We start from the raw sequence: 24242 nt of genomic DNA, 5'->3' as shown, positions 1-24242 counted from the left end.
GCCCACCGCCCGCCTCCGAGCGGACACCCGGCTCACCTGCGGTAGATGGTGATGGAGTGGCCGACCTCGTCGACCGGCCGGCTGGCGGCGATCAGCTCCCTGAACCGCCCCTGGGCCTTGGCCACCGCCGAGTCGGACACCACCAGCAGCCCGCGCACCTCCGCCGCGGGCACCTCGCGCGGGTCGGACGCCTCGATGCCGTAGTACGACGGCACACCGCTGCCCTTGTACACGAGCCAGACCCGCTCGCCCGGATACCGCTCGCGCAGCCGGTCGGCGAGCCGGCCCAGGTCCTGGCCCCAGTCGACGTTGGAGTCGTGCAGCCGCAGATGCGTCCTGTCCGGGCCGCCGAACGCCTCGTTGGAGTACGGCAGGTAGTAGGGGAAGGCCAGCAACGAGCTGACCGCGACGAACAGGGCGAGCACCCCCGTCACGACCGGCGCCCACCGCCGCCGTACCGTCAGGACGCAGCCCGCCGCCACCGCGAGGAACATCGGCAGGAAGACCACGTAGCGGGTGCCGAAGTCGCGCGAGCCGTCCATCGCCGCGGCCAGCAGCACCCCGGAGGGGACCAGCAGATACGGCGCCGCCGGCCGCAGCCGCCGTACCGCGACCAGCGTCACCGCGCCCGCCGTCCACAGGGCGAGCAGGCCGAGCGGGGTCTTCACCAGCAGCGCGGCCGGCAGGTAGTACCAGAGCGACCCCGTGTAGAGCCGGCCGAAGAGGAAGCCCTGCCACGGGTAGTTCTCCAGGGCGAACTGCACCCGCATGCCGTCCCGGTACGCCTCGGGGAACGGCATCAGGTGCACGAGCAGCCCGCGCAGCCCGTGCACGGCCGGCACCGGCTGCTGCGGCGACCACCGCAGCCGCGGATCCACCGCCAGATACGTCGCCCATACGACGGCGACGGCGGCCAGCGCCACCACGCCCGCGCCGGCGGCGGCCCGCAGCAGCCGCCCGCGCCGCTCTCCCGGGACCGCGCACCACACCGACACCGCGGCCAGCGCCATCAGGACCGGCAGCGCCGGCAGCGCGCTCATCTTCGTGGCCAGCGCCGCCCCCAGGGCCGCCCCGGCCAGCGGCACATGGAGGCGGGGCCGTCGCCGGGCCCGCCACACCAGCCACACGGACGTCAGCAGGAACCCGGCGGCCGGCACGTCGAGCGTGGCGAGGGAGCCGTGCGCGATGAGGTCGGGGGAGAAGGCGTACAGCGCGAGGGCGACCACCGCGCCGGCCGGTCCTGCCAGGTCACGGGCGAAGGCGAAGACCACCAGACCGAACAGCAGCGTCAGCACGATCACCGGGAGGCGGGCCCACAGCATCAGCCACCACGGGTCGTTGCCCGACTCGTACAGCAGATGCCGGCCCAGCGCGCCCTGGTCGCCCTCGAACGACGGGTCCACGTGCGGACCGGCCAGGGCCACCCCGGCGGCGATCACCAGTTTGCCGAGCGGCGGATGCTCCGGGTTGTAGCGCACCTCGTGCGCGTGCAGGTAGTCCGCGGCGGTGCCCACGTAGACGGGCTCGTCGATCGTCGGCGTCTGCCGGACGGCCGTGGTCACCATGGCGAAGGCCATCTGCGCGAGCAGCAGGAACACCAGCAGCGGCACCGACCACCGCCGGGCCGGGCGGCGCCTCGGCACGGGGTCAGCCCGCTGCGGCGGCGCACCGTCGGGCGCCGCGGGGTCGAGGACCGAGTGCTGTTCGCGCGTCATCATCCGCACCACGGTGACACGGGCCGCGTCGCGGCGGGAGAGCCGCGGTGGACACCCCGCAGGGGGCTCCTCCGCGCCGGCTCCCGCCGCTCAGGGCGTCACCGCTTCAGGAGTCGTACCGACAGACCTTCCGCCGTACAGACGGGTACGGCCCGCAGCCGGTCGGAGTTCAGCTCGACACGGTCGAACTGGCCGCGCAGCACCGGCGCGCTCACCACGCGTACCGTGCTGCCCGCCGCCGGCGGCCTGTCGGCGTCCAGCCGCAGCGACAGGACGCTGCCCTGCCCGAGGATCGCGCGCCGGGTGACCTCCAGGGCCGGCTCGTGGCCCGAGCGCAGGGTCACCTCAAGGCCGGCGGACTGCTGGGTGTAGGTGCCGTGCACCTGGAGCGGCCCGTCGAGCCGCAACGTCCCGCCCGTCACCCGCACGTCGCCGTGGCCCAGGGCGTGCGCCGAACCGGCGACGAGCACGCCGTCCGCCAGCACGGTGCCGCCCGTGTAGCGGTTGTGGCCGGTGAGGGCGAGCGTGCCGGTGCCCCGCTTGGTCAGTCCGCCGGCGCCGTCGATGTCGTTGCGCCAGCTGTCGGCGGCACCGAAGCCGCCGGCCGCCGCGTCGAGGCCGACCGTCACGTCCGTGTCGAACGCGGCGTAGCCGTCCGCCGCGGCGAACAGGTTCAGCCGCCCCCACTGCTCGAAGCCGTCCAGCAGGACGTACCCGGAGGGCAGCGCCGTCGTCCGCAGCACCTCGCGCCGCTGCGCCGCGTCCAGGTAGGGCAGCCGTGTCTCCAGGAGCACCTCCGCGCCCTTCGGCACGGTCAGGGGCTCGCTGCGACCTCGCCGGGTCAGCACGTACGTCAGTCGGGGCTCCACCGCTCGGGCGTTGGCGTCGCGGTCCGCGTACGGGTCGGTGGCGGGGCCGGCGGAGTGGGCGTACGCGTACAGTGTGTCGGCCGTGGTGCCGGTCTGCTGCTGGAAGTAGGCGAGGGCCTGCGCGCGGGCGGCGGCCTTGAGGGCCGCGTTGGCGGGGTCGGCCAGGGTGGCGGCGGCCAGGGCGGTGGCCATGATCCGGCCGCCGAGGACGTCGACCGTGGAGTGCATGCCGGCCATGATCCGCGTGTGGCTCAGTTCCAGCGCGCGCGTCACCAGTTCCTGGAAGCGCTCGGGAACCGCGTACGCGTAGGCCAGGGACGCCAGGTGGAAGGCGTTGGTGTGGCCGCTGGGGAAGCCTCCGTCGTCCACCGGAGACGTGCTGCGCTGGCGCAGCAGCTGCGGCGCGACGACCACCCGCGAGTCGTAGACCGGGTAGCCGAGCGTGTCGGTCCTCCCGGTGTCGACGACCTCGCTGTCCTCGTTCATGCGCCAGGGACGCGGGTACTGGAAGGCGTACTTGGCCGGGTTGCCGGAGGCGTAGGGGCCGCGCACGGTGTCGACCAGCCGGGCGACCTGGCCGAGCGCCGAGTCGTAGGAGCCGGCGCCGAGAGCGGAGCCCGCGGGCGCGTCGGCCGGGACGGCGTCGCTGATCGTGGTGGCCGGCGTGGAGTCGGGCGCGGTGGTGATCGAGGTGACCGCCCTGGCCCCGGAGCGGTACAGGTCGGCCAGCGGGCCGAGGCCGGCGATCATCGCGTAGCTCTGGTGCTGGCGGTCGTAGACGAACGCCTCCTTCGCCTGCGCGTCCGTGCGGGCGGAGGTGACGCGTGCGCAGTAGCGCATGTTGGCGCGCAGGACGTCGGGGCGCAGGGGCGTGCCCGTGTTCCAGGCGGCGCCGGTCCGCCACACCTGGGCCATGCCGCCGAGGGCGCGGACCACGGCGTTGGTCTCGGGCGTCAGGTTCGTCGCGACGTTGGACCGGTAGTCGTCGACGAACGCGGCGAGTCCGGCGGCGGCCTTCGCGTCCGCGGCGGCCAGCCAGGTCACGAGGGTGGGGGCGGCCAGTACACCGGCACCGGCGCCGAGTGACGTCCTGAGGAACCCCCTTCTGTCTACGGCGCGTTCACGGACCGACGCGGGGGAGTGGTGCCCGGCTGGAGACGGCATGCGTCTGCCTCTCTTGAGTTCTGCGGCTGGGGTGTCCGGCCCTGTGGCCGGGGGACTTCGTGCGAACGACGGTGCGGGAGGCCGCACCTCGCATACGGGCCAAGTGGGGGGACCCGTGGTCCGTGGTGCGTACGAGTGAAGATCTACGGCCGGCTCGTGTCCCACCGGCACTGGTCCGGCGGCCCGGACGTGTCCTGCGGGTGAACGAGGACCGCCCGGCGCACAGGAACCGGCTGCCCGGCCCGGCCCTCCTGGGCGTGCTGGGTGGCGGGACCGGGGACCGGCGGGCGCGCGGGTTCCGGCGGTCCGGTCCGGCCTCCGGGGGTGTGCCGGGTGGCGGGACCGAAGCCGGCCCGGCGCACAGGAACCGGCGGCCCGGTCCGGCTCCCCTGGGCGTGCCGGGTGGCGGGGCCGAGGGGAGGCCGTCGGCGCCCGGCGGCGCGCGTGACCCGGCGTGCGGGCGGGCGCGGCTTCACAGGAGCGACCGCGCCAGTGCCACCGCGCCCTCCACCGGTGCCGTGCGCAGGGCTCTGGGCCGGGCGCCGGGCACCGCTGCGGCGAGACAGGACACGAAGGCGTCGTAGAGCGCGGGCTGGGCGAGGACCGTGCTGCCCGCGACCACCACGTCGTCCACCGCCACGCCCCGGGCGGCGAGCCGCTCGACGAGTGCGGACAGTGCCCGGCCGGCCTCGGCGATCACCGCGAGGGCGAGTTCCGAGCCGGCCGCGGCAGCGGCGAACACGGCCGGGGCGTGCCGGCCCCACTCCGCCGAGATGTCCGTGGCGCTCTCCAACGCCGCGCCGAGCGCCGGTACTTCGGTGACACCGAGCGCGGCGAGGAGCCCCTCGGCGAGTGCGTCGGGGGTGGCTCCGCGGTCGTGCGCCGCCCACACCGCGCGGGCGGCCTCACGGACCAGACCGGCCGAGCCGCCCTCGTCGCCGAGGACCGCGCCCCAGCCGCCGACCTGGACGAGGTCGCCGCCCGCGAGCCGGCCGACCGCCACGGAACCGGTGCCGGCGACCAGGCCGACGCCCTTGTCCAGCCCGGCCGCGGGGACGAGCAGTTCGGCGTCGCCCACGACCAGCGCGGGCACGTCGAGGTGCGGTCGGAGTGCGGAGCGGATGCCGGAACACTGGCGGGGCGTCTCACAGGCGTGCCCGCCCACGGCGACGGCCGCCGGGCGGGCACCCGGCGGCAGGGCGTCGGCGATCAGGGCGGCCAGTCGGCCGGCGGCGGCCTCGGGGTGGTGCGGCCGCCAGCCGCTGCTCGGCCCGACGTGGTCGGCGACGAGGTCGTCGCCCGCGTAGGCACGCAGATGGGTCTTGGTGCCGCCCACGTCGATGCCGACCACGAGAGGGCACGAGGGGGAAGTGTCCTGCACGGATTCTCTTTCGTCGTTGCGCGCGGGGCTGCGACGGGTGGGCGAACCGTGTCTGCGAGAAGGGGAGTCGAGAGCTAGGGAAGCCCCGGGACGGGCCTCGTGCGGAGCACGGCAGACGCGTACCGTGCCCTTCGTTAGGAAGTTAACTAACGAAGTACAGTGCGTGTCAAGAGGCTTCGCGCACCCACCTCCGGGACGGCCACCACCGGGCCGCCGGGCCGGAAACCGCGACGCCAGGGCATTCCGTCCGCCGCCCCCCGCCGAGCCGACCGACTCGGGAGCGCGGCCCCCGACCTGCGTGGGAGAACTGTGGAACACGACGTGGCGAACGCCCCCCGCCTGACCGAGAGCGCCAGTGCGGTGTTCGCCGTGCTGGCCCGCGCCGGTACGGCGACCCGGCCGCAGCTGGCGGGCCTGGCGGGCCTGTCGAAACCGACGGTGTCCTCCGCCGTGGCGGAGCTGGAGCACGCCCGTCTCGCCGCCTGCTCCGGCACCGCCTCCAGCGGCACCGGCCGCTCCGCCGCCGTGTACACGCTCGGCCGGGCGGCCGGGACCGTGCTCGCCGTCGACCTCGGCCCCGCCCTCACCCGGGTGCGCGGCTGCGCCCTGGACGGCACCCTGCTCGCCGAGGCCACCGGCCCCCGCGAGGACGCCGCCGACGTGGTGCGCGAGGCACTGGCCGCGCTGCCCGCCGACGCCCCGCTGCGCACCATCGTGGTCGCCATCGGTGACGTCACCGCGCGGGCCGACGGCACCGGCGTGCGCCCCGCGACCGCCAAGGCCGGACCCGCCTTCGACGCCATGGCCGTGGCGCTGCCGCCGGGGGTGCCCGTCCACCTGGAGAACAACGTCAACTGCGCCGCGCTCGCGGAACTGCACGAGGGCGCGGCGCGCGGCCGGGACACCTTCGGCTATCTGCGGATCGGCGTGGGCATCGGCCTCGGCATCGTGGTCGGCGGCCAGGTGCTCCGCGGGGCCAACGGCGCCGCCGGTGAGCTGGCCCGGCTGCCCTATCCCTGGGACGACGGCCGCGAGCCGCGCCACGAGGCGCTGGAGGAGTACATCGGCTCCCGTTCGCTGCTGCGCCGGGCGGCGCGGGCCTGGCCGGAGGCCGACGGGCCCTGTCCCGACACCGCCGAGCGCCTCTTCGCCCTCGCCCGCGAGGGCGGACCCGCCGCCCGCGCGCTGGTCGCCCGCCATGCCGCGGACGTCGGCCGGCTCGCCGCCGCCGTGACCGCCGTACTGGACCCGGGACTGATCGTGCTCGGCGGCAGCACCGGCGCCGACCCGCAGGTCCTGCCCGGTGTGCGGGCCGAGCTGGCCCGGCTCAGCTGGCCCACCGAAGTGGTCAGCAGCACGGTCGGAGACCTCGGTACGGCCGTGGGGGCCGCCCGGCTCGCGGTCGCCCGGGGAGTCCAAACCGTGACCGAGGCCGCGCGGACCAAGGATTGACGGCCGCGACTCGGTCTGCCAATGTCCGGACAAGCGCTTTCTAAGTCGGCCGGGACGCCGGCTTGGAGCGAGCGTCCCGCCCGTACTCGACGTACGGCAACCGCACCAGGGCGTGCTTGTGCGGCGACGGCCACAGCGGCCGGGGACCCTCGCCCGTCAGGATGACGCGGCCGGGCGAGGCCGCGCCCTCGGAAAGCAAACTTCCTTGCACAATGCACCCGTGCCGCCCTGGTCGGCGCCGTGCTCCGTCTCGTACGACGAAAAGGGATCGAAGATGACCACTGTGGGTGTGCGGCGCTCCCGCCGTCTCGGCCGCGGCGGCATGCGCCGCCTGGTTCCCCTCGCTGCCGCCGCCTCGGCAGGTGCCCTGCTGCTCTCCGCCTGCGGATCGGGGGGCGACTCGGGCGGCACCTCCAAGGCGCTGACCTTCTGGATCTCCACGGTTCCGGGGCAGGACGCGGGCTGGAAGAAGATGGTGGCGCAGTACAAGAAGGAAACCGGCGTCAACGTCAAGCTCGTCAACATCCCCTACGACGGCTACGCGACGAAGCTGCACAACGCCGCGCAGGCGAACTCCCTGCCCGACGTCGCCGCCGTGCCGGCGCTGGACCCGATCTGGTCGAGCAAGCTGATCGACCTCAGCTCCATCGCCGACAAGAAGAGCAACAACATCAACGCCAACTTCCTGGCGAAGGACTCGTCCGGGAAGGTGCTGTCCATCCCCTCGGACGTCACCGCGTCCGGCCTGTTCATCAACAAGTCGCTGTTCGAGAAGGCGAAGGTCTCCTTCCCGACCTCGCCCTCGAAGACCTGGACCTGGACCGACTTCATCGCCGCGGCGAACAAGGTGCGCGAGAAGACCGGCGCCAAGTACTCCCTGACGTTCGACCAGTCGCCGTCCCGGCTGCGCGCCATGGTGTACGAGATGGGCGGCCAGTACGTCCACGCCGACTCCTCCGGCAAGTTCTCGGTGGACGCGGCGACCAAGAAGGCCGTGAACACCTTCGTCGGATGGAACGACGACAAGACCATGCCGAAGTCGGTGTGGACCAGCGGCGCCGACCCGTCGGCCATGTTCCAGAGCGGTGACGTGGTCGCCTACTGGTCCGGCGTGTGGCAGGTTCCCGCCTTCGCGGAGAGCATCAAGAAGTTCGACTGGGCGAGCGTCCCCACTCCCGCCCAGCCGGTGCAGGCCAGCGACGTCAACAGCGGAGGCATGACGGTCGGCTTCAACAACAACGGCGACGCGGCCTCCGCCGCGACGAAGTTCCTGTCCTGGCTGTACGAGCCGGCCCACTACCAGGCGCTGTGCGAGGCGTCCGGGTTCCTGCCGGTGGAGAGCGGTCTGAACCCGAAGTACCCCTTCAAGTCCGAGGCGGCGCAGGCGGCGTTCAAGCTGTACAACGAGTCGATCCCGCTCTACGCCCCGATCTCCGGCTACTTCAACGGCGCGCAGACGAACTGGGTGCTGAAGGGCAAGAGCCTCACCGAGGACCCGACCAAGACGGAGCTCGGCAAGGCGATCAACGGACAGCAGTCGGCCGACAAGGCCCTGGAGAACATCGTGGACGGCTACAACCAGCAGGTCGGCGGCGGATCGTAGGCCACGGTGCCGGGCGGCGGAGTCGAGACACCGCCGCCCGGCACCGGACGCCCGCATGATGCCGGGCTCATGGCGTGAGCCCACAGCAATCCATTCCACCAGCACGGAGTCAGGAAGATGACAAAACGCGCCTCGGCCGTGTCCGCGAGCCGGCTCAGGAGACGCAGCACCTACACCATCGCGCCGCTCGTCCTCATCGCGGCCAATGTCGTGCTCTTCGCGCTGTTCTTCGTCTGGCCGGCGGTGATCGGGCTCGTCTACTCCTTCACGAACTACACGGGTGTGGGGGCGTTCCAGTTCATCGGACTGGACAACTACCACAACCTGTTCGGGGACTCCACCTTCTACGACGCGCTGACCCGGACGCTGCTGTACGCCGTGCTCTTCGTTCCGCTGAACTTCGCGGTCTCGCTGCTCACCGCCAACCTGCTGGTGAGCAAGCACGCCAAGGGCGCGTCGGTCGCCCGCGTCATCTTCTTCATCCCGTGGCTTCTGTCGCCCATCGTCGTGGGTGTCCTGTGGCGATGGCTGTTCGGTGAGAACTTCGGACTGGTCAACTACGTCATCGAGAAGCTCGGCGGAGGTGCCGTTCCGTGGCAGTCGAACGCGGACCTGTCGTTGATAGTGGTGGTGATGGCGGCGTCCTGGGCCTGGACGGGTTTCTCGATGCTGCTGTTCATCGCGGCGATCAAGAACGTACCGGTGTCGTACTACGAGGCGGCCTCGCTCGACGGCGCCGGCCCATGGCGCCAGTTCATCAGCATCACGCTGCCGAGTATCGCGCCCACCTCGTTCATCGTCATCCTGCTCAACACGATCAACGCGATGAAGGAATACCCGGTGTTCGTCGCGCTCAACAACGGCGGACCCGGCACGTCGAACAACCTTCTCGTCCAGTACATCTATGAGACCGGCTTCAAACGGGGCCAGATCGGCTACGCGAGCGCCGCGTCGTTCGTGCTCATGCTCATCCTGATGGCCGTCGCGATCATCCAGCTGATCGTCAACCGGCGGGTGGAGAACCGATGACAACCACAGACCTGCCACGTCCGGCCGACACCGGTCCGGGACGAGCCGTCTCCAAAAAGCGGCCCCGCAGGGCGGGTAACGGCGGGCTCCGCCAGGCGGTGTCCGCGACGACGCTGCTGTGGATCCTGGCGTGCCTGTACGGGTTGCCGGTGCTGTGGTTCATCCTCAGCTCCCTCAAGCCGTCCAGCGACCTGTTCTCCTATCCGCTGACGCTGGTTCCGCACAACCCCACCCTGTCGGGATATCTGACGGCGTGGCGCAGTGCCAACTTCTCCCAGTACTTCGTCAACACGGCCCTCGTGTGCGTGATCACGACGATCCTCACGGTGGGAGTCAGCTGCTGCACCGGGTACGCCCTGGCCAAGTACGACAACAAATGGCTCAAGGCCTTCTTCATCTGCATCCTGGCCACCACGATGCTGCCGTCCGAGGTCATGCTCGCCCCTGAGTTCCTGGTGGTCCGCAACCTCGGCCTCTACAACTCGTTCGCCGGCATCATCCTCCCGGCCGTGCTCACCGCGACCGGATGCTTCATGTTCCGCCAGTTCTTCCTGACGGTTCCCGACGAACTCGTGGAAGCCGCACGCATCGACGGCGCCCGCGAACTGTCGATCTTCCTGCGGATCATGGTGCCGCTCTCCCGGCCCATCATGCTGACCCTCGCCATCCTGTCCTTCCAGTGGCGCTGGAACGACTACATCTGGCCGCTACTGATGCTCAACGACCCCGACAAGTTCACCGTGCAGATCGGCATCCAGAGCATCGTCGGCGCGCAGAACATCAACTGGTCGGTACTGCTCGGCGCGTCGGTCATCTCCATGATCCCGCTGATCGCCATCTTCCTGGTCTTCCAGCGCTACGTCATGGGTGCCGACATCAACGCCGGACTGAAGGACTGACGTGCCCACCCCGCTCGACCACGAGTTCGTCCGCGCGGTGGCCGGCGCCGCCGACCGGTCGGCCGCCCCGCTGACGGCGGGCCCCGACGAGGAACCCGCCGGTGTGCCGCACCGTGGTCTGGCGCGCCGGGTGAAGACCCTGGTCGCGGCATACCGTTCCCCGGACTCGGCCCTGCACGGCAGCGGGCAGGCCGTCGCCGCCGCGATGACCCACGTCCGGGCTCTGCGGGCCATGCAGACCACCACCGGCCTCTTCGCCGGCGGCGACAACGTGCAGTCACCGCCGGACTCCGCGTTCACCGTCAACGACGTGTGCGACGCGCACGTCCTCGCCGTGGGCGCGGGGCCGGAACTGAGCGAGGTCACGGCCGCGCTCGCCGAGATCGCCGGCGCCGCCTCCGGGAGTCTCCTGACCGGTGGGGTGCACACCCCGAACCACCGCTGGGAGCTGTGCGCGGCGCTGGCCCGGCTGCACCGGTCGTTCCCCGACGAGCGGCTGCTCGACCGCGTCGAGGAGTGGCTCGCCGAGGGCGTCGACATCGACGCGGAGGGCCTGTACTCGGAACGTAGCGCCAACTACGCGGCCCACGTGTCCAACCCTTCGCTCCTGCTGCTGGCCGGCGTCCTGGGCCGTGCCGACCTGCTGGACACCGTCGAACGCCACCTCGCCACCACCCTGGACCTCATCAGGCCGGACGGCACGGTGGAGACCGTCCACTCGCGACGGCAGGACCAGAACCACCCGTTCCCACTGGCGCCCTACCTGCCGCACTACCGGCTGTTCGCGGTCCGCACCGGCCGGGGCGACTTCAGCCGGGCGGCGCGGCTGGCGGCCGCCGGCGGAATCGACGACCCCGACCTGCTCGCCGAGACCCTCCTCACCCCGGAGATGTGCCGCGCCCTGCCGGACCCGGCTGCGGAGGCACTTGCGCGCGAGAGGTACATCACCACCGCCCGCCTCGCCGCGCGTGCCTCGGCCGCCGCGCACACGGTGGTGTACGGCGGCTCCGACGTGCCCGAGCACCGGCGCATCCGCTCGGGCCTCGCCTGCAATCCCACCTTCCTGCGTCTGTTCGCCGGCGACGCCGTCCTCGACGCGGTCCGTCTCTCGCGGGGGTTCTTCGACCTGGGCCCGTTCCGGGCCGCCGGGATGCAGCAGCTCGCCGACAGCCGGTACCGGCTCTCCGAAACCCTCACGGCCGCCTACTACCAGCCGCTCCCGCCGGATCGGCGACGGGACGGCGGCGTCTACGGGATGACGGACGAGGGTCGCTTCTCGGCCGCGATGGCCTTCCCGGACCGGCCTCGGGACGAGGTCTCCCACACGACCCGCGTCGAGGTGGACCTGAGGGAGGACGGCGCCGACCTGCGGATCGACATCAGCGGACCCCGAGTGCCCTGGGCCCTCGAACTGACCTTCCGGCCGGGCGGCGTGCCGGAGGGCGCCGTACCGATCGGCGACGGACGCTGGTGCCTGACGACCGGGCCGATGACCTACCGGGTCGGTGACGACGAGATCCGGGTCGAGGCCGACGCCGGAGCGGGCGAACAGCTCGCCGGGCCGGACCGGAGCGACATGCTGCGGTACGACCCGGGTCAGGACTACACCGTGGCGGGCGGCACCGATGCGACGACCGGGAACCGCGTCTACATCGGTGGACATGGCCCGCAGACACTGACCGTCGCACTGCGCGCCCGCCGGCCCGCACCTGTCGTGTGAAGCCGACGAACCACGCCATGGCCACCCCAGGCATGAAGGGCTGATCCCCGTGCACCTCACGCCCCCTCCCGTGCACCTCACGCACCAGCGCGGCCCGCTGCACGACCTGCCGGACACCCCGCAGGCGTACGACGCCGTCCTCGCCGACGTCACCGAACAGGCCCTGGCCCGCATGACGGCCGACGGCAGCCTCGAACACCCGGACTGCCTCGACGACGTGGGCGACACCTCGCTCGGCGTCACCTCCCTGCTCGCGCTGACCTGGCACCGCACGGAGGACCCGCGGCTGCCGGCGGCGGTGCGCCGCAGCCTCGCCTTCCACCTGCGGGAGCGGGTATACCGCGAGGACAACCCCGGCTACCCGAACCTGCGGGTGCGCGACTCGGGCCTGCCGTACGCCCGGTACGTCCTGGCGCCCGGCGCGCACCCCGTCGGCGACTGGCCGAGCACGGTGTGGGCGCTGCTGCAGGCGGTGAACGTGCTGGAGGCGGCGGACGGCCTGGTGGACGAGGGGCAGCGCGCCGAACTGCTGGCGGTGGCCCGGGGCTACTGGAGGTGGCTGACCGAGGCGACCTTCTTCAACCCGCAGGAGGCAGGCAACCAGGCGATCGGCTGCGTGGTCGGCGGCCTGATGCTGGCGCGTCTGCTGCCGCCCGGACAGGGGAAGGCGGTCCGCGCACGCGCGCTGGCCCTGTACACGGACGAGATCCGTGCCCACCGGGTCCGTGACCGGGGCGCGCTGCTGCCGCCCGAGCACGGCGGCGCCTACGACAACAACTACGGCCCGATCTCCCTCTCCTTCCTCGCCCAGGCCCACCGGGTCAGCGGCGAGGAGGTCTTCGCCGAGGACGGTGACGCCCTCGCCCGGTACATCGACGCCCGCCTCACCGGCGGCGGCTTCGACACCGGCGGACCCCGCTACAGCGAACAGCACTCCGCCTTCGAATCGGTCCTCGGCCTGCGCTACTTCGGCCACCGCATCGGCTCCGACCTGGGCCGTTACCGGGGCGACAGCCGCTGGTCGCGGCACGCGGCGAAGGCGGACGGCGGGGTCGACGGCCACTTCGCCTGGATGCTGGTGTGGCAGATCCAGGACGCCACCCCCTGGCACCGCGAGCCGTCCCGCACGCCCGCCCGGCACCAACTGCGCGCGGGCACCGTGTCGGTGGCCTTCGACGACCGGATGACCCCCGCCGTCGTCGAGGCGGGCGGCACCTACTACCTGCCCGCCGCCGTCAACCGCCAGCACGGCTTCGGCCCCGTCACCGACGGCTTCCTGCTGTGCCGCCCGATGGGCGCGGTCCGCGTCCGCGAGGCCGGCGCCGGGGGACTGACGGCCAAGCTCGTCACCAAGCCCGTCGTCGGCCGCGACCACGTCCTGCGGCATGTGCGCTCCCTGTACGTCACCGACGGCACGAGCCTGTGGACGACCGTGGTCGTCGAACGCCTCACCGGGACGCCGTACCTGCTGGCCGGGCTCCCGTACGCCGAGGACGACGGCGACCGGGTGCGGCGCACCGCCGAGGGGGCCGTCGCCTCGGCCGGCACCCTGCGCCTGACCCACCCCGGCACGCGGGGCGCCGAGTACTTCGACGCCCGCGCGGACCTCACCCAGGAACAGGCGGCCTTCGCCCTGGCCGCCGACCCGCGCGGCTACGGCAACCCCGACGAGGGCTGGCGGCACCTGGTGGGCTCGACCGCGCTGGAGGCGGGACCGGTCCCGGACGCGCCGGACGACCTGCACGTCTTCGCCGTGCGCCACGGCTCGCGGGAGCCGTTCACCGTCGTCGTCGAGCACGGGGAGCACGGGGAGCGCGGCCTGACCGTACGGACGGACGCCTTCACCGCGGTACTGGGAGACCTCGCGGGCGACGCCCGGGGGGAACCGGAACTCACCCTGCGCGGCTGAGGCCACCCGGCGGGCGGGGAGGCCGCGCCATCCGACCGGCCCTCCGCCCGGACGTCACGTCCCGGTGCCCACGCGGGGCATCGCCGCCATCGGTACGACGAGATCCGCCCGGTCCCGCGTCGCGGCGACCAGCTCGGCGTTGGGCCGGTCGCTGCGGTCGACCCACGCCACCGCCTCCGCGTGCCCCTTGCCGAACGCCTCGTGCCGGGCCACCAGGCGGCGCACGCGCTCTACCTCGTCCAGCTCGCAGAACCACACCTCGTCCAGCTGCGCCCGCACCCGCGCCCACACGCCCGTGCCGAGGAGCAGGTAGTTGCCCTCCGTCACGATCAGCCGGGCGGCCGGCGGCACGCGGACGGCACCGGCGAGGGCCTGCTCCAGGACGCGTTCGAACCCGGGCGCGTACACGACGTCACCCGCCTCGCCCTCGACGGGCTCGCGCAGGCGCCGCAGCAGCGCCGCGTACCCCGCCGCGTCGAAGGTGTCCGGCGCGCCCTTGCGGTCCCTGCGGCCGAGGCGGTCCAGCTCGGCGTCCGCCAGGTGGAAGCCGTCCATCGCAACGTGCGCGACGCGGTCCGTCCCGTCCGCGCCGAGCGCGCGCACCAGGCGTTCCGCGAGGGTCGTCTTGCCCGAGCCGGGGCTGCCGGCGATCCCCAGGACGGCGCGGCCCCGGTCGGGGGTCAGCGCCCGGGCACGGGTCAGCAGATCGTCGAAGGTCAGCGGCACAGAGCAGAGTGTGCCACCCGGCGCCCTCGCTCCCGTACGGCCAGGGCGGCCCCGGACCCGGTGACCCGCGGGCCCACGTGTGGCGTGCGCCACTCGCTGGACTCGCCGTCTTGGGGAACGGTGTCCTTATGACGCAGCTCGGTCTCCCCGAAGAAATTGTGGCCTGCCTGTTCGACCTCGACGGGGTCGTCACCAAGACTGCCGTGGTCCACGCGGCCGCGTGGAAGGAGACGTTCGACGCGTTCCTGCGCGAGCGCGACGGTGCGGACTTCCGGCCGTTCACCTCCGCCGACTACGACGAGTACGTCGACGGACTGCCGCGCGCCGACGGTGTCCGCAGCTTCCTGGCCTCCCGCGGGATCGAACTGCCCGAGGGCGATCCGGGCGACGCGCCCGACGCCGCCACGGTCAACGGGCTCGGCAACCGCAAGAACGACCTGGTCCTGGCGAAGATCCGGTCCGGCGGCGTCGAGGCCTACGACGGCACCCTGCGCTACATCGAGGCGGTCCGCGCACAGGGACTGCGCACCGCGATCGTCTCCTCCAGCGCCAACTGCCGGGACGTGCTGCGCTCCATCGACGCCGAGGACCTCTTCGACGTACGCATCGACGGGGTGGTCGCCGCCGAACGGCACCTGCCGGGCAAACCGCGCCCCGACACGTTCCTGGCCGCCGCCGAGGACCTCGGCACCGACGCGGCGCACTCCGCGGTCTTCGAGGACGCGCTGGCCGGCATGGACGCGGGCCGCGCCGGGCGGTTCGGATACGTCGTCGGCGTCGACCGCGTCGGACAGGCCGACGCGCTGTCCGCCCACGGCGCCGACCGGGTCGTCAAGGACCTCGCCGAGCTGGGAGGCAAGGCGTGATCACCCAGCGGTCGTACACCGTGGAACCCTGGGCCGTGCGCGAGACCGAGCTGAACCTCGACGTCCTGGCGCAGAGCGAGTCCGTGTTCGCGCTCTCCAACGGCCACGTCGGCTGGCGCGGCAACCTCGACGAGGGCGAACCCCACGGCCTGCCCGGCTCCTACCTGAACGGCGTCTACGAACTGCACCCGCTGCCCTACGCGGAAGCCGGCTACGGCTACCCCGAGTCGGGCCAGACGGTCATCAACGTCACCAACGGCAAGGTGCTGCGGCTGCTCGTCGACGACGAGCCCTTCGACCTGCGCTACGGCCGTCTCGTCGCGCACGAGCGGACGCTGGACCTGCGCACGGGGCAGCTGGAGCGGGTCTGCGACTGGGTCTCCCCGGCCGGTTCGCGGGTCCGGGTGCGCTCGAGCCGGCTGGTCTCCCTCACCCAGCGGGCGGTCGCCGCCGTCTCCTACGAGGTGGAGGCCGTCGACAGCGAGACCCGCGTGGTGATCCAGTCGGAACTCGTCGCCAACGAGACGCTCCCCGGGGCGAACGGCGACCCGCGGGCGGCCGTGGCGCTCAAGTCGCCGCTGGAGCCGGAGGACGACTTCGCCGTCGGCCGCCGGCTGCGCCTGGTGCACCGCACCCGGCAGAGCGGTCTGCGGGTGGCGGTGGCCGCCGACCACGTGGTCGAGGGGCCGGAGGGCACGGCGACCGGCGCCGAGAGCAACGTGGACGTGGCCCGGCTGACCGTCACCTCGGTGCTGGCGCCGGGTGAGCGCCTGCGGGTGGAGAAGCTGGTGGCCCACGGCTGGTCCGGCGTGCGGTCGCTGCCCGCGATGAGCGACCAGGTCGACGCGGCGCTGGCGGCGGCCGCGGTCGGCGGCTGGCAGGGGCTCGTGGACGAACAGCGCGCCGCGCTCGACGACTTCTGGGCGCGCGCCGACGTCGAGGTCGACGGGGACGAGGAGATCCAGCAGGCCGTCCGCTTCGCCCTGTTCCACGTGTTCCAGGCCGGTGCCCGGGCCGAGCAGCGGGCGATCCCCGCGAAGGGCCTGACCGGCTCCGGCTACGACGGCCACGCCTTCTGGGACACCGAGGCCTTCGTGCTGCCCCTGCTGACCTACACCGCGCCCGATGCCGTGGCCGAGGCCCTGCGCTGGCGCCAGCACACGCTGCCGGAGGCCCGCGAGCGCGCGGCCCAACTCGGCCTGCACGGCGCCGCTTTCCCCTGGCGGACGGTGGCCGGCTCCGAGGGCTCCGCGTACTGGCCGGCCGGCACCGCCGCCTTCCATGTGAACGCCGCCGTGGCGGACGCGGTGGTGCGCTACACGGCCGCCACCGGCGACGATCGCTTCGAGCGCGACACCGGGGTCGAACTGCTGGTGGAGACGGCCCGGTTGTGGCGCTCGCTGGGCCACCACGACCACCACGGCGTCTTCCACATCGACGGAGTCACCGGCCCCGACGAGTACAGCGCGGTCGTCGACGACAACACGTACACCAACCTGATGGCGAGGGCGAACCTGCTGGCCGCCGCCGACGCCTGCGAACGCCACCCCGACCGGGCGGCGCGGCTCGGCGTGGACGAGGAGGAGAGCGCCGCCTGGCGGGACGCCGCCCTCGCCGTGCACGTCCCCTACAACCGCGAACTCGGCGTCCACGAACAGCACGCGGGCTTCACCCGCCACCAGCGCTGGGACTTCGCCGGCACCCGCGCCGACCAGTACCCGCTGCTCCTGCACTTCCCCTACTTCGACCTGTACCGCAAGCAGGTGGTCAAGCAGGCGGACCTGGTGCTGGCGATGTACACGTGCAGCAGCTGGTTCCAGGAGTTCAGCGACGAGGAGCAGATCGCCCGCAACTTCGCCTACTACGAGCCGCTGACCGTGCGGGACTCGTCGCTGTCCGCCTGCTGCCAGGCCGTCGTCGCCGCCCAGGCCGGCCATCTGGACCTCGCGTACGACTACGCGTCCGAGGCCGCGCTGATGGACCTCGCGGACCTGGAGCACAACACCCGCGACGGACTCCACATCGCCTCCCTCGCCGGCACCTGGACGGCGCTGGTCGCGGGCTTCGGCGGACTGCGCCGCGACGGCGACACCCTCGGGTTCGCGCCGCGCCTGCCCGAGCGGTTCAGCCGCCTGGCCTTCACGCTGCAGATCCTGGGCCGGCGCCTGCACGTGGAGATCGGCCGCGACAAGGCGACGTACACCCTGCGGACGGGCGATCCCCTGACGATCCGTCACCACGGGGTGCCGCTGACCCTGCACGACGACAGCCCCGCCGTCCGCGCCGTCCCGGCACCCAAGGGCCGCCCCGCGCCGGGCCAGCCCCCGCACCGCCGGCCCAACGCCCGCTGAGGGGACGGGCGGTCGCGTGCCGCTTCGGCGCACCGCGACCGCCCGTCGCCCGGCGGGTCAGGAGCCGACGGCGGCTGCCGTCGTCACACGCGCAGGCGCAGCTCCTTGCGCCACTTGACGAACTGCTGCTCCGGATCTCCCGTGTACGACCAGGGAGCCCGGGTGGCCCGGGGCCCGAGCAGCCGCAGCATCGACACGGCGACATCCGAGACGCCCGCCTGACAGGCCGCGTGCGCAAGGTAGTTGAGGTCGCGCAACTCGCCGGGCCGGACGTCGTCGCGGTCCCGGCTCACGATCCAGCGCTGCCAGGTGCGGCGGGCGTCGCTGACGGCGCCGTCGTGCCGGAAGTGCTGGCCCAGCCCCACCGCCGCCGGGCCCCCGTTCGCGGCGTCGACCGCGTGCCGGTACTCCTCGACGCGCGCGTACTGCACCAGCACCGGCAGCGCGCAGCCCGGCGGCGCCACCTCCGCCGCGTCGCGCGCGAAGTCGTACATGAGGCCGTGCGAGCCGTGCCAGCGCGCGGAGTAGTAGTGCAGCACCTGGAGGTGGCCCTCCGTGTTGTACGGGTCACGCTCCTGCAACTCCTCCCACCAGCGGGCCAGTTCCTGCCGGAGTACCCCCGTGGGGTAGAGCCGGGCCACGGAGATGAGGGAGACCCACGGTGTCGGGTCGTCGGGGCACGACGCGGCTGCCTGGAGGCAGGACGTCACCGCGGTGTCGACGCGGTGCGGGTCGATGGGCACGCCCCGGCCTGCGGCGATGGCCAGGTTGAACGCCCGGGCCGTCTCCGTCGCCGCGCGCAGCACCAGCGCGTCGGCGCTGCCGGGCTCGGCGGCCAGCCAGGACTCGGCGGTGGAACTCCCCGCGCAGGCCTGCGCGAGGAGCCGGACCCGGTGGCCGCGGGAGAGCCACTCGGGGCCGGTGGCGCGCAGCAGCGCGCGCAGGCCCTGCCAGCGGCCGATGACGATGTCCTGGCGGGCCGAACTCAGGTCCGTGTCACCGCAGTCGGGGTCGAAGTCGGGAGCGAAGGTGTCTCGCGCCATCGGGTGCTCCCTCAGAAGTCGGTGGAGAGACCCTCGTGGACCGGGGAATCGGGCAGGGTCGCTCCGGTGGGGACGTAGTCGGCGGCGACGGTGCGGGTCGCGTCGAGCCGGGCCGGCCGGTAGTAGTCGCTGCCCTGCCGCCAGTACCAGAGCATGGGGACCACTCCGACGGCGAGTCCGCCGATGCCGATGGTGACCGCCGTGGTGCTGAGCTGGCCCAGGGACTCGAAGAAGATCCAGAACATGAACAGGGCGCCGCACAGCGGCCACAGGCCGCCGAGGACGAAGCCGGACGCCGACTTCAGCAGTGTCTTGCGGTAGGCGACGACCACCGCGAGACCGGCGAGCCCGTAGTAGACGGCGATCTGCAGGCCGATCGCCGAGATGGCGTCGGACAGGATGTCGCCCACCGACCCCAGCGCGTTGGAGGCGATGAACATCCCGAGCGCCACGGTGCCGACCACCACGATCGCCACCCACGGGGTGTTCCAGCGGCGGTGCACCCGGCCGAGGGCGGACGGCATCGTGCGGTCGCGGCCCATCGCGAACAGGGAGCGGGTGACCTGGATGAGCGTGGTCTCCAGGGTGGCGATGGTGGACAGCATCACCGACACGATGAGCAGCTTGCCGCCCCAGCCCGGCCAGATCTCGTCGCCGAGCACCGACAGCACGTTGGCGTCGTTGTCCTCGATCTGCTGCGCGGAGAGGATCACGTTCACGGCGATGGTGAACACCTCGAACAGCAGGAAGACGACGCCCACGCCGATGAGTCCCGCGAGTCCGGTCGTACGGCGGCTGTCGCGGGTCTCCTCGCTCAGGTTGCTGGTGACGTCCCAGCCCCAGTAGTAGAACGCGGCGATGAGCGCGCCGGACGCGAAGCCGGACACCCCGTCGAAGTGGGAGAAGCCGAGCCAGGACCATTCGAAGGTGCGGGCGCTGCCGGTGTGGAAGAGGGCGAGCACCGCGAACAGCGCGAGGACGGCGAGTTCGATGCCCGACATGACGAGCTGGGCGCGCACGGTCAGCCGGGCGCCGCCGAGCACCACCAGCAGCATGAGCACGAACCAGGCGGCGCCGACGACGGTGGACAGCGCGGTGTCGTCAGCGAGGTTCTCGTCGAAGAGGGCGAGCGTCATCGACCCGGCGGGCAGCGAGCCCGCCACCATGAAGATGGTCGCGGAGATCACCAGGGCCCAGCCGCTGATGAAGCCGAGGAAGGGGTGCAGGGTCCGGCCCACCCAGGAGTAGCTGGCGCCGGCGTTGACGTCGATGCGGCTGAGGTAGCTGAACGCGAGGGCGATGCCCAGCATCGGTATCGCGCAGTACAGCAGCGCCGCCGGGCTGGCCAGGCCGACCGCGCCGACCAGGACGGCGGTGGTCGCGGCCAGCGAGTAGGCCGGAGCGCTGCCGGCGACGGCCATCACCACGGTGTCGAACGTGCTGAGGGCGTTGGCCTGGAGCCCTCTGCCCCTGCTGTTGCTCATGGTTGTGCTGCTTTCCTCGTGCACGACGCGCGGGCGACCGGGCCCGGGCGACGTGAGGGGCGGGGGGTGAACCCGTCCGCAGCCGGAGAGGGGTCGCCTCGGGCAGGGGGCGGTGAAGGGGAAGGAAACGGGGTGGATGCGTGTCTCGTTGTCGACAGCCGGTCACACCGTGTGTGCGAGTGATGATAGCCGTACTCATTGAGCTTTCAAGATTGACCGGAGAGTAATCTTCCGGGCCGCGGTATGCCCTTCGCCACGTGCTCGTGAGGTTGGGGAGCGCGTATGGGGAAACGCGGACCAGGAACCGCAGACACATGATCCGCGCAGCGTGAGGGAGGCAGCCCATGGGCACCGAGCCGATGGCCGACGACGCTTACCAGCCCACCGGCGGCAACGAGGAGCAGGAGGACGCGGCGCCGCTCGACCTTCAGGACGCCGTCGACGAGCGCACCTACGACGACATCCTCGACGAGGGCTACTCGCCGCCGGAGAAGCCGCTGGGCGTCACCAAGCACGGCGTCACGGCCGCCGAGCAGCACGAGGGCGAGACCCTCGACCAGCGGCTCGCCCAGGAGGTCCCCGAGGCCGGGGCGCCTGCCGGGGACGGCATCGGCGACCTGTCCGAGGGCGAGGGCGAGCGAGTCGACCCGGAGGCGGGCACGGACCGAGCCGGCCGTCTGGTCGCCCCGGACGAGGGCGCGCACGCCGACACCACGAAGGAGGCCGTCGCCGCCGACGTGGGCATCGACGGGGGCGCCGCCGGCGCCGAGGAGGCCGCCGTGCACGTCGTCGAGGACGACACCTGGCTCCCGGAGGACGACCCGAGCACCACCTGACGACCCGTCCCGCGCCCCGCCCGGCCCGCCGCCCCCGAAACGGGCGGCGGGCCGGGCGGATTGCTGTGCGGGCGGGGCCCGCCGGGCCCCGTGGGTGAGGTGGCGGGCGCCCTTCGCCTCGGTCCGCTCAGTCAGCGATGTGGTCGATCTGGCGGAGCTTGTTGGTGGCGTCCAGGGCGGCGATCTTGTACGACTCCGCCAGCGTCGGGTAGTTGAACACCGCGTCGACCAGGTAGTCGACCGTGCCGCCGCAGCCCATCACGGACTGCCCGATGTGGATGAGTTCGGTCGCGCCGGTGCCGAAGCAGTGCACCCCGAGCAGCGTGCGGTCCTCGGGTGAGACCAGCAGTTTCAGCATGCCGTGCGAGTCGCCGATGATCTGTCCGCGGGCCAGCTCGCGGTAGCGCGAGATGCCCACCTCGAACGGCACCCGGTCGTCGGTGAGCTGGTCCTCGGTCCGGCCCACGAAACTGATCTCCGGGATGGTGTAGATGCCGATCGGCTGGAGGTTGTGCATCTGCCCGACGGGCTCCCCGCAGGCGTGGTACGCCGCCGAACGCCCCTGCTCCATCGACGTCGCGGCCAGCGCCGGGAACCCGATGACGTCGCCGACGGCGTAGATGTGCGGTACCTGCGTGCGGTAGTGCTCGTCGACCGTGATGCGGCCGCGCGGGTCGGCGGACAGACCCGCCTTGCCGAGGTCGAGATCGGCGGTCAGGCCCTGCCGGCCGGCGGAGTACATCACGGCGTCGGCCGGTATCTTCTTGCCGCTCTCCAGGACGGTGAGCGTGCCGCGGGCGTGCCGCTCGACCGCGGCGACCGTCTCGCCGAAGCGGAACGTCACGGCGAGGTCCCGCAGGTGGTACTTGAGCGACTCGATGACCTCGACGTCGCACATGTCGAGCATCCCGGCCCGCTTCTCCACCACGGTGACCTTGCTGCCGAGCGCGGCGAACATGGAGGCGTACTCCATGCCGATCACGCCGGCCCCGACGATGACCATGGAACGCGGCACCCGTTCGAGCGCCAGGACGTTGTCGGAGTCCATGATCGTGCGGTCGTCGAACTGGACGCTGTCGGGCCGCGCCGGCCGGGTGCCGGTCGCGATGACGATGTGCTCGGCGCTCAACTGCCGTTCCTGGCCGCTGATCTCGCGCAGAGCGATGGTGTGGTCGTCGACGAAGCGTCCCGTACCGCCGTACAGGGACACGTGGTTGCGGGAGAGCTGGCTGCGGATGACGTCCACCTCGCGGCCGACCACGTGCTGGGTGCGGGCGGTCAGGTCGGCGACGGTGATGTCCTCCTTGAGCCGGTAACTCTGGCCGTAGAGGTCGCGTTGGGTGAGGCCGGTGAGGTAGAGCACCGCCTCCCGCAGGGTCTTGGAGGGGATGGTCCCCGTGTGGATGGAGACCCCGCCGACCATGTCGGGGCGGTCGATGACAGCCACGCGGCGGCCCAGTTTGGCCGCGGCGATGGCGGCCTTCTGGCCACCCGGACCTGATCCGAGGACGAGCATGTCGAAGTCGGGCACTGCAGGAGTCTGTCAGCCGCGGGGCCCCCTCCGGAAGAGTGAACCGACAACCACCCTGACGGGACCGTGGTCCCGGCGCGATACTGGAGGCATGGGCACTCGACTCGGTGACACGAGCACACCCGCCAGGCTGGCCGCCCCCGACGAGGGCATCGGCCGGGACGAACTGGCGCTCGCCGCCCGCAACCACGGCCTCCCGCTGGAGGCGCTGCGCTACGACCTCACCCCGCCCGGCCTGCACTACGTCCTGACGCACTACGACATGCCGTACGTCCCCGAGGGCTCACCGTGGCCGCTGACTCTCACCGGCCGGGTGCGCAGCCCCCTGCACCTGGACGCGGCCGCCCTGCGGGAGTTCCCCCGGGTCACCACGCGGGTGACGATGGAGTGCGCCGGCAACGGGCGGGCGCTGCTCAGCCCCCGCCCGGTCAGCCAGCCCTGGCTGGTGGAGGCCGTCGGGACCGCCGAGTGGACCGGCGTTCCCCTGCGGCTGCTGCTCGCGGAGGCCGGCCTCGAAGCGGACGCGGTCGACGTGGTGTTCACCGGCGCCGACCACGGGGTGGAGCGCGGCGTCGAACAGGACTACCAGCGCTCCCTGCCCGTGCGGGTGGCCACGGGCACCGAGCCCGAGGTGCTGGTGGCGGACGAGATGAACGGCGCCCCGCTGCCCCCGCAGCACGGCAGCCCGCTGCGCCTGGTGGTCCCCGGCTGGTACGGCATGGCGCACGTCAAGTGGCTGCGCACGGTGACCGTCATCGACGCCCCCTTCACCGGCTTCCAGCAGACCGTCGCCTACCGGCTGCGGCATCACCCCGGGGACGAGGGCGAGCCGGTCACCCGGATCGCGCCGCGCGCCCTGCTGGTCCCGCCCGGCTTCCCGGACTTCATGTCCCGCACGAGAATCCTGCGGCCGGGTCCGGTGACCCTGGAGGGACGGGCCTGGTCGGGCGCGGCACCGGTGGTGCGGGCCGAGGTCAGCACGGACGCGGGCCGCACCTGGCAGGAGGCCGAACTGGAACCGGACGGCGGACACCGGTGGGCCTGGCGGCGCTGGCGCCTCGCGTGGACGGCGCGGCCCGGGGAGCACGTGCTGTCCGCGCGGGCCACCGACGCCGAGGGGCACCGGCAGCCGCTGGAACAGCCCTGGAACCGGGGCGGGTTCGCCAACAACCTGGTCCAACAGGTCGCGGTCGTCTGCCTGGAGCCCGGGGACGGGGACTGAGGCGGCCGGGCCGCCGCCGGCGGGCCGGCCGAGCGGACCGAACGCGCGGCGGACCGGACCGCGCGGCCCCCGCCCCGTGACAGGGGGCCGGAGGCCGCGCGGACGGGTCGGTCAGGGCAGGATCTTGTCGAGGGCGGCGGGCCCCTCCGCCTCCAGCTTGCGCCGGGCCCATTCCAGGCTCTCCGGGCTGAGGTCCTTGCCGGAGGCGAGCACCAGGTCCTCCGGTGACACATCGGTGCCGGTACGGGTGTGGAGCAGGGCGTCCGGGGTGGCACGGTCCTCGGGCGGCCCGGACGCGTCGGGCTGTGACGTCGGCATGATCTGCTCCTCGGATCCTGATCGGTCTTCGGGCCCGGTGCGGTCATCGGGTCCGCTATCACCATTCAACGCGCGGGCGCGGCGTGCATCCCGAGACGTCCCGCGCGCGGGACGTCCGGTGTCG

General features: G+C 72.7%; 18 protein-coding genes. 10 read left to right on the top strand and 8 right to left on the bottom strand.

What is annotated here, in order from left to right; translation table 11 throughout:
* Positions 1 to 32 precede the first annotated feature (32 nt).
* The 3 genes from ABZT03_RS19950 to ABZT03_RS19940 all read right to left on the bottom strand — a co-directional run bounded on the left by ABZT03_RS19950 (position 33) and on the right by ABZT03_RS19940 (position 5129).
* Entirely contained in the window at positions 33 to 1718 is a 1686-nt protein-coding gene (locus ABZT03_RS19950) for a phospholipid carrier-dependent glycosyltransferase (RefSeq protein WP_356041072.1), read from the bottom strand.
* 95 nt (positions 1719 to 1813) lie between these two features.
* Positions 1814 to 3748 (bottom strand): phosphatase PAP2 family protein, encoded by a 1935-nt coding sequence (locus ABZT03_RS19945; RefSeq protein ID WP_356041070.1) that lies wholly within the window; start codon positions 3746 to 3748, stop codon positions 1814 to 1816.
* Between the two features lie 472 nt (positions 3749 to 4220).
* Positions 4221 to 5129 carry a BadF/BadG/BcrA/BcrD ATPase family protein gene (locus ABZT03_RS19940; RefSeq protein WP_356041068.1) on the bottom strand — a complete coding sequence of 303 codons (909 nt, stop codon included), beginning with the start codon at positions 5127 to 5129 and terminating at the stop codon, positions 4221 to 4223.
* 321 nt (positions 5130 to 5450) lie between these two features.
* Between ABZT03_RS19940 and ABZT03_RS19935 the strand changes: the two genes are divergently transcribed.
* The 6 genes from ABZT03_RS19935 to ABZT03_RS19910 all read left to right on the top strand — a co-directional run bounded on the left by ABZT03_RS19935 (position 5451) and on the right by ABZT03_RS19910 (position 13741).
* The gene (locus tag ABZT03_RS19935) at positions 5451 to 6581 is read left to right on the top strand and encodes an ROK family protein (RefSeq protein ID WP_356041066.1); all 1131 of its coding nucleotides are present in this window, start codon (positions 5451 to 5453) and stop codon (positions 6579 to 6581) included.
* 274 nt (positions 6582 to 6855) lie between these two features.
* Complete coding sequence (locus ABZT03_RS19930; protein ID WP_356041064.1) at positions 6856 to 8184, top strand: extracellular solute-binding protein; 1329 nt, start codon at positions 6856 to 6858, stop codon at positions 8182 to 8184.
* A gap of 117 nt (positions 8185 to 8301) precedes the next feature.
* Positions 8302 to 9213 (top strand): sugar ABC transporter permease, encoded by a 912-nt coding sequence (locus ABZT03_RS19925; RefSeq protein WP_356041063.1) that lies wholly within the window; start codon positions 8302 to 8304, stop codon positions 9211 to 9213.
* Positions 9210 to 10112 (top strand): carbohydrate ABC transporter permease, encoded by a 903-nt coding sequence (locus tag ABZT03_RS19920; protein WP_356041061.1) that lies wholly within the window; start codon positions 9210 to 9212, stop codon positions 10110 to 10112. The genes ABZT03_RS19925 and ABZT03_RS19920 overlap by 4 nt, the downstream gene beginning before the upstream one ends.
* 1 nt (position 10113) lies before the next feature.
* Positions 10114 to 11832 carry a hypothetical protein gene (locus ABZT03_RS19915; protein ID WP_356041059.1) on the top strand — a complete coding sequence of 573 codons (1719 nt, stop codon included), beginning with the start codon at positions 10114 to 10116 and terminating at the stop codon, positions 11830 to 11832.
* Positions 11833 to 11902: 70 nt separating this feature from the next.
* A complete protein-coding gene (locus tag ABZT03_RS19910; protein ID WP_356041058.1) occupies positions 11903 to 13741 on the top strand; it encodes a hypothetical protein in 1839 nt (612 codons plus the stop codon).
* A 54-nt stretch (positions 13742 to 13795) separates the two neighbouring features.
* On the opposite strand, the gene ABZT03_RS19905 is transcribed toward ABZT03_RS19910, so the two are convergent.
* Positions 13796 to 14467 (bottom strand): nucleoside/nucleotide kinase family protein, encoded by a 672-nt coding sequence (locus tag ABZT03_RS19905; RefSeq protein ID WP_356041056.1) that lies wholly within the window; start codon positions 14465 to 14467, stop codon positions 13796 to 13798.
* 128 nt (positions 14468 to 14595) lie between these two features.
* Here ABZT03_RS19905 and ABZT03_RS19900 point away from each other — a divergent pair, with 128 nt between their 5' ends.
* The gene (locus ABZT03_RS19900; RefSeq protein WP_356041055.1) at positions 14596 to 15333 is read left to right on the top strand and encodes a beta-phosphoglucomutase family hydrolase; all 738 of its coding nucleotides are present in this window, start codon (positions 14596 to 14598) and stop codon (positions 15331 to 15333) included.
* The gene (locus ABZT03_RS19895) at positions 15330 to 17684 is read left to right on the top strand and encodes a glycosyl hydrolase family 65 protein (protein ID WP_356041053.1); all 2355 of its coding nucleotides are present in this window, start codon (positions 15330 to 15332) and stop codon (positions 17682 to 17684) included. The genes ABZT03_RS19900 and ABZT03_RS19895 overlap by 4 nt, the downstream gene beginning before the upstream one ends.
* An 83-nt stretch (positions 17685 to 17767) precedes the next feature.
* On the opposite strand, the gene ABZT03_RS19890 is transcribed toward ABZT03_RS19895, so the two are convergent.
* Positions 17768 to 18727: a hypothetical protein gene (locus ABZT03_RS19890; RefSeq protein ID WP_356041051.1), complete on the bottom strand. Its 960-nt coding sequence runs from the start codon at positions 18725 to 18727 to the stop codon at positions 17768 to 17770.
* 11 nt (positions 18728 to 18738) lie between these two features.
* Positions 18739 to 20211, bottom strand: coding sequence for an APC family permease (locus ABZT03_RS19885; protein WP_356041049.1), 1473 nt, complete (start codon positions 20209 to 20211; stop codon positions 18739 to 18741).
* Between the two features lie 344 nt (positions 20212 to 20555).
* On the opposite strand from ABZT03_RS19885, the gene ABZT03_RS19880 reads away from it, so the two are divergent.
* Positions 20556 to 21047: a DUF5709 domain-containing protein gene (locus ABZT03_RS19880; RefSeq protein ID WP_356041047.1), complete on the top strand. Its 492-nt coding sequence runs from the start codon at positions 20556 to 20558 to the stop codon at positions 21045 to 21047.
* 127 nt (positions 21048 to 21174) lie between these two features.
* On the opposite strand, the gene sthA is transcribed toward ABZT03_RS19880, so the two are convergent.
* Positions 21175 to 22578, bottom strand: a complete 1404-nt coding sequence (sthA, locus tag ABZT03_RS19875; protein WP_356041046.1) for a Si-specific NAD(P)(+) transhydrogenase — start codon at positions 22576 to 22578, stop codon at positions 21175 to 21177.
* 91 nt (positions 22579 to 22669) lie between these two features.
* Here sthA and ABZT03_RS19870 point away from each other — a divergent pair, with 91 nt between their 5' ends.
* The gene (locus ABZT03_RS19870) at positions 22670 to 23800 is read left to right on the top strand and encodes a sulfite oxidase (RefSeq protein ID WP_356041044.1); all 1131 of its coding nucleotides are present in this window, start codon (positions 22670 to 22672) and stop codon (positions 23798 to 23800) included.
* 111 nt (positions 23801 to 23911) lie between these two features.
* Here ABZT03_RS19870 and ABZT03_RS19865 read toward each other — a convergent pair whose 3' ends face one another.
* Positions 23912 to 24118: a hypothetical protein gene (locus tag ABZT03_RS19865; protein WP_356041042.1), complete on the bottom strand. Its 207-nt coding sequence runs from the start codon at positions 24116 to 24118 to the stop codon at positions 23912 to 23914.
* Positions 24119 to 24242 lie beyond the last annotated feature (124 nt).

The sequence above is a fragment of the Streptomyces sp. NPDC005574 genome, assembly GCF_040605435.1.
Classification (GTDB): domain Bacteria; phylum Actinomycetota; class Actinomycetes; order Streptomycetales; family Streptomycetaceae; genus Streptomyces.
The sequence above is the reverse complement of the archived record's forward strand: the minus strand, read 5'-3'. Positions and strand labels throughout refer to the sequence as shown.